This window comes from Bacillus cereus group sp. BfR-BA-01360 (genome assembly GCF_022663595.1).
In the GTDB taxonomy this organism is placed as follows: domain Bacteria; phylum Bacillota; class Bacilli; order Bacillales; family Bacillaceae_G; genus Bacillus_A; species Bacillus_A cytotoxicus.
This window is the reverse complement of record NZ_JAKUFV010000014.1, coordinates 59,703-77,463: the sequence shown is the minus strand read 5'-3', so window position 1 is coordinate 77,463 and position 17,761 is coordinate 59,703. Positions and strand designations below refer to the sequence as shown.

Sequence of the window (17,761 nt, the reverse complement as noted above, 5' to 3'; positions counted from 1 at the left end):
TTGCTTTTCGTTTTATTTTGCAAAAATAAGAGAAGAAAATAAAGGATTTTATATATAGATGGCGTATTCTTTACGTGTGCCTGCTAAATTGCTCTTCTGCACCAGCTAAATCTTCTGCATATTTTTTATGTGTTCGTTCGAATAACTTGTGGAACATATCCCCGCCGTGTTCTTTTAAAATTTGGATTCCTTCTCCAGTGACCCCACCTTTTACACATACTTTTTCTTGTAATGTCGGTAATGTGAAAATTTCCTTTTCAAGCAATTTCCCCATCCCAATGACCATTTCACTTGCTAAAGTAGTAGCTTCTTCGTGAGTAATTTTTGTTTGCTCTACCGCTGCGTCAATAAAGGCCTGTAATAAATAACTAAAGAACGCTGGTCCGCAACTTGCAATATCAGATGAAACGCGCGTAATATCTTCTTCAATGATTATAGGTGTAGAAATATTTTTGAATAAGTTCAGTAATTGTTCTTTCCATTCCTCAGAACAGTTTTTTCCAAATGTGAATAGGGAAGCGCCAGAGAATGCTCGGTTTGTAATGCTTGGAATAATGCGTGCAACGTGACAAGAAACCACTTTTTCTAATTGGCTGGCTGATATAGGACTAGTGATAGAAATTAAACATTTTTCATCGGTCAAGTAGGCGGTATGTTGTTTTAAAATAGGATAAATATCTAAAGGTTTGACGCAAATAAAAACAAGTTCTGAACGTTCTATTACTTCTTGCACTGTTTTTGCTATACAAATAGAAGGATACTTCTCTTTTATATGATATGCTTTGGCAGGCGTACGATTAATAATAGTGAGGCACGAAGGTTTGACAGCGCGTGTTTCTAAAAAAGCATCAATGAGTATATTTCCCATGCTTCCTGTCCCTATGATTCCGATGTTCAATGTTTCATCCCTCCTTCGTAACATCTTTCTCCTAAACAATATGAACTATGTTGTGAATTTATGAATTGGAGGAATAAAATGATGTGGAATTTACAAAAGAAGTGGTTTGCTTTATTAGGAGCTGCTGGATGTGTGATTGTTCTTTTTTTATGGCAGACAAACAATCAAGAAGAGAAAGCAACGGTTCAACTTCAATCAGCGACAGCTATGAAACGCGAAGAGAAAAATAAATCAAAAGAATTGGAAACAAAAGAACAGAAAAAAGAAATTATAGTTGATATAAAAGGGGCTGTGCAAAGAGAGGGAGTTTATGAGCTAAGAGAAGGTTCTCGCGTGAAAGATGGTATTGAAAAAGCAGGAGGGTTTTTGCCAGAAGCGGATGTAACACAAGTAAATTTAGCTCAAATTATGCAGGATCAAATGCTTTTATATATTCCTAAAAAAGGAGAGCGATTACATGAAACAACGCTACCGGTTCAACAATCTGGAAAGATACCGATCAATCAAGCTTCAAAAGAACAGCTTGAAAACATAACAGGAATCGGTCCGAGGAAAGCGGAGGCAATTATAAAATATCGCGAAGAGCATGGAGCATTTCAAAAGATAGAAGATTTGTTGGAGATAGATGGGATTGGAGAGAAATCACTTGAAAAGATGAAAGATCAAATTATGATTCCATAAAGCAAAACGGGAGTCGTACCATATGAATTGCAAAAGATGAAAGGAGTGTAAAGCCCTCTTTGATTATACGACTGCAAATTTTATGGGAATATAATAAAATATTGACGAGCTTTTTCTTCTTTCGCTACACTACAGATAGACAAAAAGGTGGGTGAAGATATGGAACGAATTTCTTGGGATCAATATTTTATGACGCAAAGCCATTTGTTATCGCTACGTAGCACATGTACAAGGCTTGCAGTAGGAGCGACAATTGTCCGCGACAAGCGAATTATTGCAGGTGGTTATAACGGTTCAATTAAGGGCGGTGTTCATTGTATAGATGAAGGGTGCTATGTCATTGATAATCATTGTGTGCGTACAATACATGCAGAAATGAATGCTTTATTACAGTGTGCGAAATTTGGTGTAAAAACAGAGGGTGCTGAAATTTACGTCACGCATTTTCCTTGTTTGCAATGCTGTAAAGCGATTATTCAAAGCGGTATTACGGCCGTGTATTATGCGCAAGATTATAAAAATCATCCGTATGCGATAGAGTTATTTAAACAAGCAAATGTGACTGTAAAACATGTTCCTTTAGAATATGATATTGCATCATTAGAGCAACAAGAGCGTCATACGCAATTGAAAGAACTGTTTTCTTCGTTAGAAAAAGAAGATTTAACAATGGACGAACTACAACGAGTATTCACAAAAGCGAAACAAATGCTATAAGGAGTGAGAATGAGTTGCGTAGGCAATGGGGCTATATTGCAATTTCTTTTGTAATAGGAATTGCAATTGCCTGTTCCTCGTCCCAATTATTGGGTACGATTTTATTTGGGTGCTATTTTTTATTCTGCACATGCCGTACTTCGCGTCAAACCCTCATGTTCTGTATAGTAGCGTGTCTTAGTAGTTTTCTTTATACATCATATATTGAACAGGAAAATAAGCCTTCTATACGTTATGATTTAGAATCCATAACGGGTTTGATTCAAAATACTCCTCTTATTAATGGGAATCGCCTCTCTTTTCAAATAGAAGATAACTCAAAAAATAAAGTGCAACTATTTTATAACATGCAGTCAGAGAAGGAAAAGAATGTGCTGCGCGGGTTACGTGTGGGGATGGTATGTACTTTTAGAGGAGCGTTAAAGGAACCGCCAAGCGCTCGGAATTTTTATGGATTTGATTATAAAAATTACTTGTACAAACAAAGGATTCATTTTTTGTTTGAGGCAACCGCAATAATGGATTGTAGCAACAATCATGTTACATTTGTAAATTGGCTTTTTCAATTGAGACAAAAAGCAACGTTGGCAGTTGCAGAAATGTTTCCCGAACAATCGGGTGCATTTATGAATGCACTATTATTTGGAGACCGCCAATTCATGTCATATGAAGTGGAACAACAATATCAACAGTTTGGTTTGATTCACTTGCTTGCTATTTCAGGTTCACACATTGTATTACTATCGGCAATTGTATATTTTGTTTTGCTTCGAATTGGTGTAACAAGGGAAAGAACAACAACTGCTCTTATAATTTGTATCCCGCTGTATATGTTTTTTGCGGGGGCATCTCCTTCTGTTATGCGAGCCTCTATTATGGGTACTTTATTGCTCATAGGGGTGATGCATTCCTTTCGTTTATTCAGTATAGATGCGATTAGTGTAACAGCTATATTCATGCTCATATATGATCCATATATGCTTTTTGATATTGGATTTCAATTTTCGTTTATTGGTAGTTTGGCGTTATTGTTATCTGCAAATACATTGTTACAGCATAACCGCGGAGTGATTCAAAATGCAATCATCCTTTCTCTTATTTCACAACTTGCCAGTATCCCGATTACGCTCTATCATTTCGGTTATTTTTCTCCATACAGTATTCCCCTCAATTTGATTTATGTTCCATTCCTGTCTTGTATTGTATTACCGTGTAGCATCATTATTTTTTTATGTATGATGATTTTCCCTCCACTGGCAAAAGGAATTGCACATCTACTATCTATATGTTTACGCATGTCTAATGATGTTTTGCAGTATTGTGAAGCCTTTCCTTTTGTACGGTTTACGTTTGGACAAACTCCTCCATTTCTTGTAGTGCTTTATTCCTTTAGTATCATTATTATATGTATCGTGTGGGAAAGAGCGATTAGGAAAATATTTTTATATTTCGCCTTTGGTATCTTCTTTTTTTTATGTATGTGTCATTATCTATCTCCATATTTTCGCGCAAGTGGCAGCGTGACATTTATTGATGTGGGACAAGGTGATGCGATATTGATTCGCCTTCCGTATGATAAAGAAGTGTATCTTATTGATACAGGAGGGACAATTCCGATAAAAAAAGAACATTGGCAACAGAAGAAACATGAATTTTCTATTGGGGATGATGTGCTCATTCCTTTTTTACAAAAGCAAGGAATTCGCACGATTGATAAGTTGATTGTGACACATGGTGATGTCGATCATATGGGAGCGGCTAAAGAGGTAGTATCAGCTCTTGATGTAAAAGAAATTATATTTGGAAAAAAGAGAAAAGATTCTGTATTAGAAGCTGAATTGAAGTACCTTGCGCAGAAAAAAGACATGCGAATCAATAAGGTGAAAGAAGGCGACGGATGGAAAGTTGATGAAGTGGAATTTAGAGTATTATCACCGGAGGGAAGCGAAACAAGTGATAATGATTCTTCTATTGTTCTATGGGCGAAAATAGGAGAATTTACATGGTTGTTTACAGGAGATTTAGAAGAAAAGGGTGAGGAACGTATAGTAAAACAATATCCAAACTTGCGAGCGGACATACTAAAAGTTGGGCATCATGGGAGCAAGACATCTTCTACTGCTCCGTTTTTGCGGCTTATTCAGCCGAAGAAAGCGATTATTTCGGTAGGAGAGCATAATCGATATGGACATCCGCATGACCAAGTATTAAAGCGCCTTGAGGAAATGCAAGTGGAAGTGTGGCGGACAGATAGGGAAGGAGCCATTTTGTATACTTTTCAAGGAAAGAATGGAACATTTCAAAGCAAATTAACATATGATGAAACACAGAAAAGGATGAAAAAAGACCGCAAGTAGCGGTCTTTAGGAACCTATAAATTTAATGATTGTTGCAATAATAAAAAGTGTTGCGAAAAAACCAAATGAGACGATAAATCCTACCCCTGAATCAACAGCATCATTACGTTTGCTTTGAACGTTTTGCTCAAATTCATTCATTTAGCATCCCTCCCCAACATTCCACTTTAGTATAAAATATTGTCAGAAAAAAATCTACAATTTCTCCGCATAGATAGTAAGAGTATCCCGTGTATTCTCTTTTTTAGAAGGTGAATATCCCAAAAAATAAGAAAGATTTACATTACCAAGCATGTTAACAGTTGGTACTTATACTTGGAGAGTTGCTGTAAATAATAAAAGTAAAGTGGTTTACCGCACACCAATAAGATTCCCGGGGCTTATTGCGTGGCGTTTTATATAAATAAAGGAACAGGCAAATACCTGTTCCTTTGGACTTGTAAAACATTACATCCACCAGTAGTATAAAGGTATATTGCCAAATTAGGGAGTAGGAAAAGTATGAGTGATATACATAAGAAAATTAAAAAGAAACAGTTTGCTCCGTTTTATTTATTGTATGGAACGGAAGCCTATTTTATAAATGAAACAATCGATTTAATTACAGTAGAGGCACTTGCCGAAGAAGATCGTGATTTTAATATTGTTACATATGATTTAGAAGAGGCGTATTTAGAGGATGTAGTAGAGGATGCAAGGACGCTTCCATTCTTTGGAGAGCGAAAAATATTATTAATAAAGTCCCCGTTATTTTTAACATCACAGAAAGAAAAATTGGAGCAAAATATAAAAATCCTTGAGGAATATATTGCTGAACCATCTCCATTTTCGATCATGATTTTTATCGCTCCATATGAAAAGTTAGATGAGCGAAAAAAAATTACGAAGTTATTAAAGAAAACGGCTGAGGTAGTAGAAGCGAATGCTATGCAAGTACAAGATGTTAGGAAATGGATTGTAAAGCGTGCTGAAGAAGTTCATGTGCATGTTGAAGAGGCGGCTGTAAGTTTGCTTTTGGAGCTCGTAGGGAGCAATGTAACAATGTTAGCAAAGGAAATGGATAAGTTAACACTGTATGTTGGAACGGGCGGAGACATTACAACAAAACTTGTAAGTGAACTTGTACCGAAGTCAGTTGAGCAAAATGTTTTTGCCTTAACAGAAAAAGTCGTAAAAAAAGATATAGCAGGAGCAATGAAAATATTAGATGGCTTATTTACACAACAGGAAGAACCAATTAAATTATTAGCGTTGCTAGTGAGTCAATTCCGTTTATTACATCAAGTAAAAGAACTACAGCAGCGAGGATACGGACAAAATCAAATTGCTTCGCATATTGGTGTTCATCCGTACCGAGTAAAATTGGCGATGAATCAAACGAAACTTTTCTCATTTGAAGAATTGAAAAAGGTAATTTTCGAGTTAGCGGAAGCGGACTATAGTATGAAGACAGGGAAAATGGATAAGAAGTTAGTTCTAGAATTTTTCTTAATGAGACTGAATCATATGTGACCGGAAAAGTTCATGCGACAATTAGCATGAACTTTTTGTATATAAAAAAACGACCCAAATGGATCGTTTTTAAACGTCTTACGCGTTTACTTTTTTCGCTAAGCGAGATTTTTGACGAGCTGCAGCGTTTTGGTGGATAAGACCTTTACGAGCTGCTTTGTCAAGTTTTTTAGAAGCAGTTTTGAAAGCTTCTTTAGCATTTTCAAGATCGTTATTAGAAACTAAAGCTTCTACAGTTTTAACAGCAGTACGCATGTCAGATTTGATAGAAGCGTTATGTGCACGACGCTCTTCGCTAAGTTTAGCGCGTTTGATAGCAGATTTGATGTTTGCCATACTTTTCACCTCCCTGGTGCGATCGAGTGACTCGATACTTACATAGAACAAGTGATATTCTATCAAACGGTGGAGATAATTGCAATAGCGATATCGATGAAATTTCATATAAAGGAAAGAATGGCTCCGTAGAACTTTGGGAAATCTAACTATATTTACTATAAATTATGGAGGAGATACGATGAAAGAACCATTGGATTTAAGTAAATATGCTGTTAGAACTGACCTTGCGGTAGAGGCGCATCAAATGTTGCAAGAACGGCAACAAGAAAACACCGGTATTCAAGGGGTGATTATAAAAGAGCGTGAAGAAGAAGGGATGACGATTACGAAAGTGACGATTGATGAGAGTGCTTCGGAAGCAATGGGTAAAAAGGCTGGAAATTATTTAACACTTGAAGTGCAGGGGATTCGTCAGCAAGATACAGAACTGCAACGAAAAGTAGAGCGTATTTTCGCAAAAGAATTTGCTTATTTTTTGGAAGAGATTGGGGTTAAGAAGGAAGCGAGTTGTTTAATCGTTGGATTAGGGAATTGGAATGTAACACCAGATGCACTTGGTCCGATTGTTGTAGAGAATGTCCTTGTAACGCGCCATCTTTTTAAATTGCAACCTGAAAGTGTGGAGGATGGATATCGTCCTGTTAGTGCGATTCGGCCGGGTGTCATGGGGATTACCGGAATTGAAACGAGCGATGTGATTTTCGGTATTATCGAAAAAACAAAGCCAGATTTTGTAATTGCAATTGATGCCTTGGCGGCACGTTCTATTGAACGAGTAAATAGTACGATACAGATTTCAGATACAGGGATTCACCCAGGTTCTGGAGTAGGGAATAAAAGAAAAGAACTTAGTCAAGAAACGCTTGGTATTCCTGTAATCGCAATTGGTGTTCCAACAGTTGTAGATGCTGTTTCTATTACGAGTGACACGATTGACTTTATTTTAAAACATTTTGGACGCGAAATGAAGGAAGGAGATAAGCCTTCTCGTTCTTTATTACCAGCAGGATTTACATTTGGTGAGAAAAAGAAATTAACAGAGGAAGATATGCCGGATGAAAAAAGTCGAAATATGTTTTTAGGGGCTGTAGGTATGTTAGAAGAAGAGGAAAAGCGAAAATTAATTTATGAAGTATTGGCTCCGCTTGGACATAACTTAATGGTGACACCAAAAGAAGTAGATGCATTTATTGAAGATATGGCAAATGTAATCGCAAGTGGTTTAAATGCAGCGCTTCATCATCAAATTGATCAAGATAATACAGGAGCATATACACATTGAGTCGCTTTTCGTTGCAATGTGTGTGCGGTGTGATTTTCTGTTTGTTTATCATGCTTGCTGGAATTGGAATGGCAAACTATGGATTGAAGAGTATGAAAGGATATCGGCAGCCGACATATGAACAAATAGCTCATATGACAGGAACGAAACAAGGAAATATGGAAACAGAGATTTTGAGCGAGACGTTTTCTGCAAGTGAAAAACAAAAACAGTTAGAAAAAATTAGAAGTTTTAATATAGTAGAAGGTGTTGGAATGAAAATTGCGGAATTGACTCGTAACATTGTAAAGTTTGGACTAGATATAACAATTGGAAAAATTAGAGGAATTTTTAATGCGTTAGGAGCATTCTAATTTAGAAAGTTGTAAAAAGCCCCCTTTTATGATGGCGTGAGCACAAAATCAAAATATATCATCACTTCGACATGAGATAGCGATGGACCGACAAAGTGAAATTTTAATTAGCGGGAGCTCTTCACCCTCCATTGATTATGAGCCCTTGCCAATCGGGATGTTACTGCCCTAAAATAGCGAGATGAAATTCATCCTTTTGCCTCTAGCGAAAAATAGAAATAGGAATTGACACTTATTATTTTTGTTCAGCTCGTCCAAAAAGCTATACTGTTGTGACGAGCTCTTTGTTTGAAAAAGATTTGTCTCTTAATGTGTACTCGCATAAGATAAAAATAGAATGATTTGTCTTGCAAGTAGCACGAGTTTTCATTGAATCTTTGCTGCTCTATTGATATAATCAGTGCTAGTGTATATTGGCGAGACTATTAGGAGTTGAGAACATAGATGAACAAAGAAGAAAGAGCAAAAAGACAGTCCAAAATTCGTAACTTCTCTATCATTGCTCACATTGACCACGGAAAGTCAACGTTAGCAGACCGTATTTTAGAGAAAACAAATGCGTTAACACAGCGCGAAATGAAAGCTCAATTGCTTGACTCTATGGATTTAGAGCGTGAGCGCGGTATTACAATTAAATTAAATGCAGTTCAATTAACGTATAAGGCGAAAGATGGTGAGGAATATATCCTTCATCTAATCGATACGCCAGGACACGTCGACTTTACGTACGAAGTATCTCGTAGTTTAGCGGCTTGTGAAGGTGCAATTCTTGTTGTAGATGCAGCGCAAGGAATTGAAGCGCAAACATTAGCGAACGTATATTTAGCATTGGATAACGATTTAGAAATTTTACCGGTTATTAATAAAATTGATTTACCAAGTGCTGATCCGGAACGTGTTCGTCAAGAAGTAGAAGACGTAATTGGATTGGATGCTTCAGAAGCTGTGCTTGCTTCTGCAAAAGCAGGAATTGGTATTGAAGAAATTTTGGAACAAATTGTTGAGAAAGTACCAGCTCCAGATGGTGACCCAGAAGAGCCGCTACAATGTATGATATTTGACTCTTTATATGACCCATATCGCGGTGTAATCGCATATATCCGCGTTGTAAATGGTACAGTAAAAGTAGGCGATAAAGTACGCATGATGGCAACTGGTAAAGAGTTTGAAGTAACCGAAGTTGGTGTGTTTACACCGAAAACAACGCAGCGAGATGAGTTAACGGTAGGTGATGTTGGCTTCTTAGCGGCATCTATTAAAAACGTAGGAGATACGCGTGTTGGTGATACAATTACACATGCGAAACGTCCAGCAGCAGAACCATTACCAGGTTACCGCAAATTAAATCCGATGGTATTCTGTGGTCTATATCCAATTGATACAGCTCGTTATAATGATCTTCGTGAAGCGTTAGAAAAGCTACAATTAAATGACTCAGCTTTAGAGTTTGAACCAGAAACATCACAAGCGCTTGGCTTCGGTTTCCGCTGTGGTTTCTTAGGACTTCTTCATATGGAAATTATTCAAGAGCGTATTGAACGTGAATTTAAAATTGATTTAATTACAACAGCACCAAGTGTTATTTACAAAGTGTATTTAACAAATGGTGAAGAAATTGTTGTAGATAACCCATCTAATATGCCAGATCCACAGTCTATTGATCGTGTAGAAGAGCCGTATGTAAAAGCATCTATTATGGTGCCGAACGATTATGTAGGTGCGGTTATGGAAATTTGTCAAGGAAAACGCGGTACGTTTATTGATATGCAATATTTAGATGAAACACGTGTTACATTAACGTATGAGATCCCGCTTTCAGAAATTGTATATGATTTCTTTGATCAGCTGAAATCGAATACGAAAGGATATGCTTCATTTGATTATGAATTAATCGGATATCAAGTGTCTAAGCTAGTGAAGATGGATATCTTATTAAATGGAGAACAGGTCGATGCATTATCATTTATCGTACATCGAGACTCTGCGTATGATCGCGGTAAAGTAATCGTAGAAAAGTTAAAAGAATTAATTCCAAGACAACAGTTCGAAGTACCAATTCAAGCTGCGATCGGAAATAAAATTGTAGCGCGTTCTACAATTAAAGCGATGCGTAAAAACGTACTTGCGAAATGTTACGGTGGTGACATTTCTCGTAAGCGTAAATTGCTTGAAAAACAAAAAGAAGGTAAAAAGCGCATGAAGTCTGTTGGATCGGTAGAAGTACCACAAGAAGCGTTCATGGCTGTATTACGAATGGACGATGATAAATAAAAAAGGAAGCCGCTTTAGCGGTTTCCTTTATTTTTTAGTTGGTGAATAAATTCGCCCATAAGTTGTGGAAGGTCGTTCCATGCGTGACCAGAAATTAAATTTTTATCAACATGGAAGCGAGTTTGGATGTAAGTTGCACCGCATGCTTCAACTTCTGGACGACAAGCTGTATACGCTGTTAATTCGCGGTTCTTTAAAACGTCTTTAATTACTGTTAAAGCAACAGCGGCATGACATAAAATCATAATTGGTTTATTTGCTTCAAAGAAATGTTTAGCAAGATGTGGGAAACTAGGGTGCATACGGATATGTTCTGGAGCGCGTCCACCAGGAATAATTAAAGCATCGTATTCTTCAGGGTTTACATCTTCGAAAGCCGCATGCGCTTCAAGTTGATAGCCGCGTTTCTCTGTGAAAGTTTGCCAATCCTCAAAGTCATGAACAACAGTGTGTAATTTTTCTGTATTTGTTGGAGAAGCGATTGTTACATCAAATCCTTCTTCAAGACAACGGTAATATGGATAGTAAGCCTCTAGTGCTTCAACGGCATCGCCAGTTAACATTAATACTTTTTTAGACATCTTTATATCTCTCCTTTACAATAGTGATGACACTATTTATTGTAAGGAATAAAAGTGTAATATGGAAGAATGCACTTTTGAGTGACAAGGTAACGAAAAAGTAACTATGTAAGAAAAGTTAGGAGACTACTGATGTCTGAAAATATTCGTAAAGATATTCAAGAAAAAATAAGAAATGGTGATTTTAATTGTGAGAAGGAACTAACGCTTTCTATTATTAGTGGGAAGTGGAAGGTTGTCATTCTTTGGCACCTGGGGGTAGAGGGGCCTCATCGCTTCAGTGAGTTACAACGATTGTTTCCGAATATTTCTCATAAAGTTCTATCAAATCAATTAAAGGAATTAATGGAAGATGGAATTGTGGATCGGACAGTATATCCAGAAGTGCCACCTCGTGTAGAGTATTTTATGACGGATTTAGGCATGACGCTTTTACCAATCGTCGAAATGATGTATGATTGGGGGAAAATGCGAATGAAACAAATTCGTGATGGGTTAGAGAAGTAAAGAACCTCCGAAACGTGGAGGTTCTCTTTTTAGAAAGGTAGGAGTAAAATTTGATGCAAGCTGCATATATCCATATTCCATTTTGTCAGCATATTTGTCACTATTGTGATTTTAATAAAGTATTTATTGAGCGTCAGCCTGTTGATCAATATTTAGAGTATTTGGAAAAGGAAATCGTGAATACGGTGCAAAAGGTGCCTTTTAAGCAGATGAAAACGATATTTGTAGGAGGAGGGACACCGACAGCGTTAAATATGGAGCAGACAAAAAAATTGCTCGATATTATAAATCGTCGTTTACGACCGTTTGCTCCAAACTGTGAAGTAACGTTTGAAGCGAATCCTGGTGATTTGCCAAAAGAAAAGTTAAACCTTCTATTAGAAGGAGGCGTGAACCGAATTAGTTTTGGTGTGCAAACATTTCGAGATGAACTATTGGAAAAAATCGGGCGTAAGCATACGAGAGAAGATGCGTTTGTTGCCATTCGTGAAGCGCAGGAAGTAGGATTTGCAAATATTAATATTGATTTAATTTATGCATTGCCAGGGCAAACAATTGAAGATGTAAAAGAAACGTTAAATATCGCTTTTACACTTGGAGTGCAGCATTTCTCGGCGTATTCTTTAATTGTTGAACCGAAAACGGTATTTTACAATTTAATGAATAAAGGAAAATTACGGCTACCAGGTGAAGAACATGAAGCAAAAATGTACGAGATGGTCATGGATGAAATGGAGAAACATGGGTATCATCAGTATGAAATTAGTAATTTTGCAAAAGAAGGTCATGAAAGTAGACATAATCTCACATACTGGAATAATGAAGCTTACTATGGGTTCGGCGCTGGGGCACATAGTTATATAAATGGTGAACGAATTCAAAATGTTGGTCCGTTGAAACAATATTTTGCTAAAATCGACGAAACAGGGTTCCCTTATCTAGATGTTCATCAAGTAACGGAAAAAGAGAGAATGGAAGAAGAATTGTTCTTAGGACTTCGAAAAACAAAAGGCGTTTTAAAAAAAGCATTCCAGCAGAAATTTGGGGTGAAGATGGAGGACGTCTTTGCGAATCAATTGGCCCACAATAAAGCACATGGATTACTTGAGGAGAAGGATGGTCATGTTTGTTTGACAAGAACAGGGAAGTTACTAGGAAATGAAGTGTTTCAATCGTTCTTAGTGGATTAACGAAATTATTTCTGTGGAAAAAGTTTCACGAATTCGGGACGTTTCCGTTGACAATTGAATGTCAATTTTGGTAAGTTAGTAATAGATTTAGCACTCGGAGATAAAGAGTGCTAACAGAGGTGATGATGAGATGCTTACGGAACGTCAGCTCTTAATTTTACAAACAATCATTGATGATTTTATCGGATCAGCACAGCCTGTTGGATCAAGAACGTTAGCTAAAAAAGATGAAATTACATTTAGTTCGGCTACCATTCGAAACGAGATGGCCGATTTAGAAGAACTAGGGTTTATTGAAAAAACACATAGTTCTTCAGGACGTATTCCTTCAGAAAAAGGATACAGATTTTATGTGGATCATCTATTAGCGCCACAACGCTTGTCCGCTGAGGAAATTGTACAAATTAAGGATTTATTTGCTGAAAGAATTTTTGAAGCAGAAAAGGTTGCACAGCAATCAGCTCAAATTTTGTCCGAACTCACAAATTATACAGCAATCGTTCTTGGGCCGAAATTGAGTACAAATAAACTCAAAAATGTACAAATTATTCCGCTGGGCCAAAAGACAGCAGTCGCAATTATTGTAACTGATACAGGGCATGTACAAAGCAAGACGATTACCGTTCCGGAATCTGTTGATTTATCAGATTTAGAAAAAATGGTTAATATTTTAAATGAAAAACTATTTGGTGTACCTATGGTAGAATTACACAATAAAATTGTGAAAGAAGTTGTGACAGTTCTTCATAAGTATGTCCATAACTATGATAGTGCAATGAAAATATTAGACGGTACATTTCAAGTGCCTTTATCGGAAAAGATATACTTTGGGGGAAAAGCTAATATGCTTGCTCAACCGGAGTTCCATGATATTCAAAAGGTGCGTTCTTTGTTAGAAATGATCGATAACGAAGCTGAATTTTACGATATTTTACGTAAGAAACAAGTAGGAATTCAAGTGAACATTGGTCGCGAAAATTCCTCAATGGCAATGGAAGATTGCAGCTTGATTTCTGCGACGTATTCTGTTGGAGAAGAACAGCTTGGAACAATTGCAATATTAGGTCCGACGAGAATGCATTATGCCCGAGTTATTACCCTTTTACAATTATTCACAAAACACTTTACAGAGGGATTAAATGGGCTGTATAAATCAAAATAATAAATTCGCTCGAGTAATGAAAGAAAATCATTGCTGGTGTGTAACATAAATATATGCTTGGGTGCTCATGCTCAGTGTGAGCACTTGAACACTTTTAAGGAGGTGAAAGTTGTGGAAGAGCGTAACGAACAAGTGGTTGAAGAGACAAAAGAAGCGCAAACTGAAGAAGCTACTATAGAAAAAAACAGTGAAGAATCTGTAACAGAAGAAGCAACTGAAGAAACTGTAGTAGAAGAAAAAAGTGAGGCGGCTCTTTTACAAGAAAAAGTAGATGAATTGCAAGCGAAATTGACGGAAACGGAAGGTCGCATGTTGCGTCTACAAGCTGATTTTGAAAATTACAAACGCCGTGTTCAGCTTGATAAGCAAGCGGCGGAAAAATATAGAGCGCAAAGTCTTGTATCAGATATTTTACCTGCTCTTGATAATTTTGAAAGAGCGATGCAAGTGGAAGCAAGTGATGAGCAAACGAAATCCTTATTACAAGGAATGGAAATGGTGTATCGTCAATTGTTAGAAGCGTTAAATAAAGAAGGTGTTGAGATGATTGAAGCTGTTGGAAAGCAGTTTGATCCTCATGAACACCAAGCTGTTATGCAAGTAGAAGACAGCGAATTTGAATCTAACGCGGTTGTAGAAGAATTTCAAAAAGGTTATAAACTGAAGGACCGTGTGATTCGCCCATCAATGGTAAAAGTAAATCAATAATTTACATAAATGTAGGAGGTTTCGCCATGAGTAAAATTATCGGTATTGACTTAGGTACAACAAACTCTTGTGTAGCTGTTATGGAAGGTGGAGAACCAAAGGTTATCCCAAACCCAGAAGGCAACCGTACAACACCTTCTGTTGTAGCATTCAAAAATGATGAGCGTCAAGTTGGGGAGGTTGCAAAACGTCAAGCAATTACAAACCCAAATACAATTATGTCTATTAAACGTCATATGGGTACAGACTACAAAGTAGAAATTGAAGGTAAAAAATATACACCTCAAGAAATTTCTGCAATCATTTTACAAAACTTAAAAGCTTCTGCTGAAGCGTACTTAGGTGAGCCAGTAACAAAAGCTGTTATTACAGTACCAGCATACTTTAACGATGCAGAACGCCAAGCAACAAAAGACGCTGGTCGTATCGCTGGCTTAGAAGTAGAACGTATTATTAACGAACCAACAGCAGCAGCTCTTGCTTACGGTTTAGAAAAACAAGATGAAGAGCAAAAAATTCTAGTATATGATTTAGGTGGAGGTACATTCGACGTATCGATCCTTGAGTTAGCAGATGGAACATTCGAAGTTATTTCAACTGCTGGTGACAACCGTCTTGGTGGTGACGACTTTGACCAAGTAATCATAGATTATTTAGTTGCTGAATTCAAAAAAGAAAACAACATTGATTTAAGTCAAGATAAAATGGCACTTCAACGTTTGAAAGATGCTGCTGAAAAAGCGAAAAAAGATCTTTCTGGTGTAACACAAACTCAAATTTCATTACCATTCATTAGTGCTGGAGCTGCTGGTCCATTACACTTAGAACTAAACTTAACAAGAGCGAAATTTGAAGAACTTTCAGCGAACCTTGTTGAAAGAACTTTAGAACCAACTCGTCGTGCCTTAAAAGACGCTGGTCTTTCTGCAAGTGATTTAGATAAAGTTATTCTTGTTGGTGGTTCTACTCGTATTCCAGCTGTACAAGAAGCAATTAAACGTGAAACTGGTAAAGAACCATATAAAGGCGTTAACCCTGATGAAGTAGTAGCATTAGGTGCTGCTGTACAGGGCGGTGTGCTTACTGGTGATGTAGAAGGTGTTCTATTATTAGATGTAACTCCACTTTCTTTAGGTATTGAAACAATGGGCGGAGTATTTACAAAATTAATTGAACGTAACACTACAATTCCAACAAGCAAATCACAAGTGTTCTCAACTGCAGCTGACAACCAACCTGCGGTAGATATTCACGTATTACAAGGTGAACGCCCAATGGCAGCTGATAATAAGACATTAGGTCGCTTCCAGTTAACTGATATCCCACCAGCACCACGTGGTATTCCACAAATCGAAGTAACATTCGACATCGATGCGAACGGTATCGTTAACGTACGTGCAAAAGACTTAGGAACAAATAAAGAACAAGCAATTACAATTCAATCTTCTTCAGGTCTTTCTGATGAAGAAGTAGAACGTATGGTAAAAGAAGCAGAAGCAAACGCTGATGCTGACCAAAAACGTAAAGAAGAAGTTGAACTTCGTAACGAAGCAGATCAACTTGTATTCCAAACAGATAAAGTTGTAAAAGATTTAGAAGGTAAAGTAGATGCAGCTGAAGTTGCAAAAGCAACAGAAGCAAAAGATGCTTTAAAAGCAGCGATTGAGAAAAATGATCTTGATGAAATTCGTGCGAAAAAAGATGCTCTTCAAGAAATCGTACAACAATTAACTGTAAAATTATATGAGCAAGCTCAAGCGGCTGCTGGTGCTCAGCAAGCAGAAGGTGCACAAGGAAACGCTGGTGCAAAAAATGACAATGTAGTTGATGCTGAGTTTGAAGAAGTAAAAGAAGAGAAATAATAAAGTAAAATAGCATAAGTAAGATGACAAAAAGTCAAAGTCAAGCGTGCCTTGACTTTGGCTTTTTTCACGAATAAGGCTTAATAAGAGCCTAAGTCTTTTAAGAAGGCTCTTACGTTTTTCTTGTTGCATATTGTAAGAGAGGGAAGTTTGTTGCAAAGCACTTTCTTTCAATGTTAAAATTACGTTTATGTGAACGATTCGGGGGTTACGATTTTATGAGTAAACGAGATTATTATGAGGTGCTTGGCGTAAGTAAAAGTGCTTCAAAAGATGAAATTAAAAAAGCGTATCGTCGTTTGGCTAAAAAATATCATCCAGACGTAAGTAAAGAAGAAAATGCAGTAGAAAAATTTAAAGAAGTTCAAGAAGCATACGAAGTGCTAAGTGATGAGCAAAAACGTGCGCAGTATGATCAGTTTGGTCACGCTGGTTCAAGTCAAGGTTTCGGCGGCGGAGACTTTGGTGGTGGTTTTGGATTTGAAGATATCTTTAGCTCATTCTTTGGCGGAGGTAGCAGACGTCGTGATCCAAATGCACCGCGTCAAGGTGCAGACTTGCAATATCAAGTGACGCTAGAGTTTGAAGAGGCGATTTTTGGTAAAGAATTAAATGTGGAGATTCCAGTAGAAGACCCTTGTGATACATGTCACGGTAGTGGGGCTAAACCAGGAACTACAAAAGAAACATGTAAATATTGTTCAGGAACAGGTCAAATCAGTGTAGAACAAAACACACCATTTGGTCGTATTGTAAATCGTCAAACATGTAGACATTGTTCAGGAACAGGCCAAATGATTAAAGAAAAATGTACAACATGTCACGGAACTGGAAAAGTACGTAAACGTAAAAAAATTAACGTTAAAATTCCAGCAGGTATTGATAATGGTCAACAAATTCGTGTTGCCGGTAAAGGGGAAGCTGGCGTAAACGGAGGGCCAGCGGGAGACTTGTACGTAGTTGTTCATGTAAGAGAGCACGAATTCTTTGAGCGTGATGGAGATCATATTATTTGTGAAATGCCATTAACGTTTGCGCAAGCAGCACTTGGTGCTGAAGTGGAAGTGCCAACTGTTCATGGGAAAGTGAAGCTGAAAATTCCAGCAGGAACACAAACAGGTACAGAATTCCGCTTAAAAGGAAAAGGTGCTCCAAATGTACGTGGTTATGGTCAAGGAGACCAATATGTAGTCGTTCGCGTCGTGGTACCGACAAATTTAACAGCGCATCAAAAAGAATTATTGCGTGAATTTGCAGGGCAAGAAGACAAAGACGACAGCTTGTTTGGGAAGCTTAAACGAGCTTTCAAAGGAGAATAATGGAAACGAAAAATGGAGTTGG

At 37.4% G+C, this 17,761-nt stretch carries 17 protein-coding genes; 13 read left to right on the top strand and 4 right to left on the bottom strand.

The window, feature by feature from the left end; translation table 11 throughout:
• Nucleotides 1–70: 70 nt before the first annotated feature.
• Nucleotides 71–898: a late competence protein ComER gene (comER, locus tag MR056_RS14025; protein ID WP_048723844.1), complete on the bottom strand. Its 828-nt coding sequence runs from the start codon at nt 896–898 to the stop codon at nt 71–73.
• A 78-nt stretch (nt 899–976) separates the two neighbouring features.
• Here comER and MR056_RS14020 point away from each other — a divergent pair, with 78 nt between their 5' ends.
• The 3 genes from MR056_RS14020 (at nt 977) to MR056_RS14010 (ending at nt 4,653) form a co-directional block, all read left to right on the top strand.
• Nucleotides 977–1,579: a helix-hairpin-helix domain-containing protein gene (locus MR056_RS14020; RefSeq protein WP_048723846.1), complete on the top strand. Its 603-nt coding sequence runs from the start codon at nt 977–979 to the stop codon at nt 1,577–1,579.
• A gap of 159 nt (nt 1,580–1,738) precedes the next feature.
• The gene (locus MR056_RS14015; RefSeq protein ID WP_012095516.1) at nt 1,739–2,296 is read left to right on the top strand and encodes a ComE operon protein 2; all 558 of its coding nucleotides are present in this window, start codon (nt 1,739–1,741) and stop codon (nt 2,294–2,296) included.
• Between the two features lie 14 nt (nt 2,297–2,310).
• Nucleotides 2,311–4,653: a DNA internalization-related competence protein ComEC/Rec2 gene (locus MR056_RS14010; RefSeq protein ID WP_048723848.1), complete on the top strand. Its 2,343-nt coding sequence runs from the start codon at nt 2,311–2,313 to the stop codon at nt 4,651–4,653.
• Between the two features lie 6 nt (nt 4,654–4,659).
• Here the strand turns inward: MR056_RS14010 and MR056_RS14005 are convergent, their stop codons facing one another.
• Complete coding sequence (locus tag MR056_RS14005) at nt 4,660–4,794, bottom strand: YqzM family protein (RefSeq protein ID WP_041810028.1); 135 nt, start codon at nt 4,792–4,794, stop codon at nt 4,660–4,662.
• A gap of 360 nt (nt 4,795–5,154) precedes the next feature.
• Between MR056_RS14005 and holA the strand changes: the two genes are divergently transcribed.
• Nucleotides 5,155–6,165, top strand: a complete 1,011-nt coding sequence (gene holA, locus MR056_RS14000) for a DNA polymerase III subunit delta (protein ID WP_012095514.1) — start codon at nt 5,155–5,157, stop codon at nt 6,163–6,165.
• 78 nt (nt 6,166–6,243) lie between these two features.
• Here the strand turns inward: holA and rpsT are convergent, their stop codons facing one another.
• Nucleotides 6,244–6,501, bottom strand: coding sequence for a 30S ribosomal protein S20 (gene rpsT, locus MR056_RS13995; protein ID WP_012095513.1), 258 nt, complete (start codon nt 6,499–6,501; stop codon nt 6,244–6,246).
• A gap of 181 nt (nt 6,502–6,682) precedes the next feature.
• Between rpsT and gpr the strand changes: the two genes are divergently transcribed.
• From gpr to lepA, 3 genes are all read left to right on the top strand, one after another.
• The gene (gene gpr / locus MR056_RS13990) at nt 6,683–7,786 is read left to right on the top strand and encodes a GPR endopeptidase (RefSeq protein ID WP_012095512.1); all 1,104 of its coding nucleotides are present in this window, start codon (nt 6,683–6,685) and stop codon (nt 7,784–7,786) included.
• Entirely contained in the window at nt 7,783–8,139 is a 357-nt protein-coding gene (locus tag MR056_RS13985; protein WP_048723851.1) for a DUF3679 domain-containing protein, read from the top strand. The genes gpr and MR056_RS13985 overlap by 4 nt, the downstream gene beginning before the upstream one ends.
• 444 nt (nt 8,140–8,583) lie before the next feature.
• Nucleotides 8,584–10,410 (top strand): elongation factor 4, encoded by a 1,827-nt coding sequence (lepA, locus tag MR056_RS13980; protein WP_012095509.1) that lies wholly within the window; start codon nt 8,584–8,586, stop codon nt 10,408–10,410.
• Nucleotides 10,411–10,424: 14 nt separating this feature from the next.
• Here lepA and MR056_RS13975 read toward each other — a convergent pair whose 3' ends face one another.
• A complete protein-coding gene (locus MR056_RS13975; protein ID WP_048723853.1) occupies nt 10,425–10,991 on the bottom strand; it encodes a DJ-1/PfpI family protein in 567 nt (188 codons plus the stop codon).
• Nucleotides 10,992–11,123: 132 nt separating this feature from the next.
• Between MR056_RS13975 and MR056_RS13970 the strand changes: the two genes are divergently transcribed.
• The 6 genes from MR056_RS13970 to dnaJ all read left to right on the top strand — a co-directional run bounded on the left by MR056_RS13970 (nt 11,124) and on the right by dnaJ (nt 17,739).
• A complete protein-coding gene (locus MR056_RS13970) occupies nt 11,124–11,498 on the top strand; it encodes a winged helix-turn-helix transcriptional regulator (protein ID WP_012095507.1) in 375 nt (124 codons plus the stop codon).
• Between the two features lie 50 nt (nt 11,499–11,548).
• Entirely contained in the window at nt 11,549–12,688 is a 1,140-nt protein-coding gene (gene hemW, locus MR056_RS13965) for a radical SAM family heme chaperone HemW (protein WP_094398388.1), read from the top strand.
• A gap of 130 nt (nt 12,689–12,818) precedes the next feature.
• Entirely contained in the window at nt 12,819–13,850 is a 1,032-nt protein-coding gene (hrcA, locus tag MR056_RS13960; protein ID WP_048723856.1) for a heat-inducible transcriptional repressor HrcA, read from the top strand.
• A gap of 111 nt (nt 13,851–13,961) precedes the next feature.
• A complete protein-coding gene (gene grpE, locus MR056_RS13955; RefSeq protein WP_012095504.1) occupies nt 13,962–14,558 on the top strand; it encodes a nucleotide exchange factor GrpE in 597 nt (198 codons plus the stop codon).
• 26 nt (nt 14,559–14,584) lie between these two features.
• Nucleotides 14,585–16,420, top strand: coding sequence for a chaperone protein DnaK (dnaK, locus tag MR056_RS13950; protein ID WP_048723858.1), 1,836 nt, complete (start codon nt 14,585–14,587; stop codon nt 16,418–16,420).
• A 218-nt stretch (nt 16,421–16,638) separates the two neighbouring features.
• Nucleotides 16,639–17,739, top strand: coding sequence for a molecular chaperone DnaJ (dnaJ, locus tag MR056_RS13945; protein WP_012095502.1), 1,101 nt, complete (start codon nt 16,639–16,641; stop codon nt 17,737–17,739).
• Nucleotides 17,740–17,761: the final 22 nt, after the last annotated feature.

Excerpts from the sequence above, each read along its gene's own strand:
- MR056_RS14020 (WP_048723846.1), top strand. The coding sequence starts at position 977 with ATGATGTGGAATTTACAAAAGAAGTGGTTTGCTTTATTAGGAGCTGCT.
- MR056_RS14015 (WP_012095516.1), top strand. The coding sequence starts at position 1,739 with ATGGAACGAATTTCTTGGGATCAATATTTTATGACGCAAAGCCATTTG.
- MR056_RS14005 (WP_041810028.1), bottom strand. The coding sequence starts at position 4,794 with ATGAATGAATTTGAGCAAAACGTTCAAAGCAAACGTAATGATGCTGTT.
- holA (WP_012095514.1), top strand. The coding sequence starts at position 5,155 with ATGAGTGATATACATAAGAAAATTAAAAAGAAACAGTTTGCTCCGTTT.
- rpsT (WP_012095513.1), bottom strand. The coding sequence starts at position 6,501 with ATGGCAAACATCAAATCTGCTATCAAACGCGCTAAACTTAGCGAAGAG.
- gpr (WP_012095512.1), top strand. The coding sequence starts at position 6,683 with ATGAAAGAACCATTGGATTTAAGTAAATATGCTGTTAGAACTGACCTT.
- lepA (WP_012095509.1), top strand. The coding sequence starts at position 8,584 with ATGAACAAAGAAGAAAGAGCAAAAAGACAGTCCAAAATTCGTAACTTC.
- MR056_RS13975 (WP_048723853.1), bottom strand. The coding sequence starts at position 10,991 with ATGTCTAAAAAAGTATTAATGTTAACTGGCGATGCCGTTGAAGCACTA.
- MR056_RS13970 (WP_012095507.1), top strand. The coding sequence starts at position 11,124 with ATGTCTGAAAATATTCGTAAAGATATTCAAGAAAAAATAAGAAATGGT.
- hrcA (WP_048723856.1), top strand. The coding sequence starts at position 12,819 with ATGCTTACGGAACGTCAGCTCTTAATTTTACAAACAATCATTGATGAT.
- dnaK (WP_048723858.1), top strand. The coding sequence starts at position 14,585 with ATGAGTAAAATTATCGGTATTGACTTAGGTACAACAAACTCTTGTGTA.
- dnaJ (WP_012095502.1), top strand. The coding sequence starts at position 16,639 with ATGAGTAAACGAGATTATTATGAGGTGCTTGGCGTAAGTAAAAGTGCT.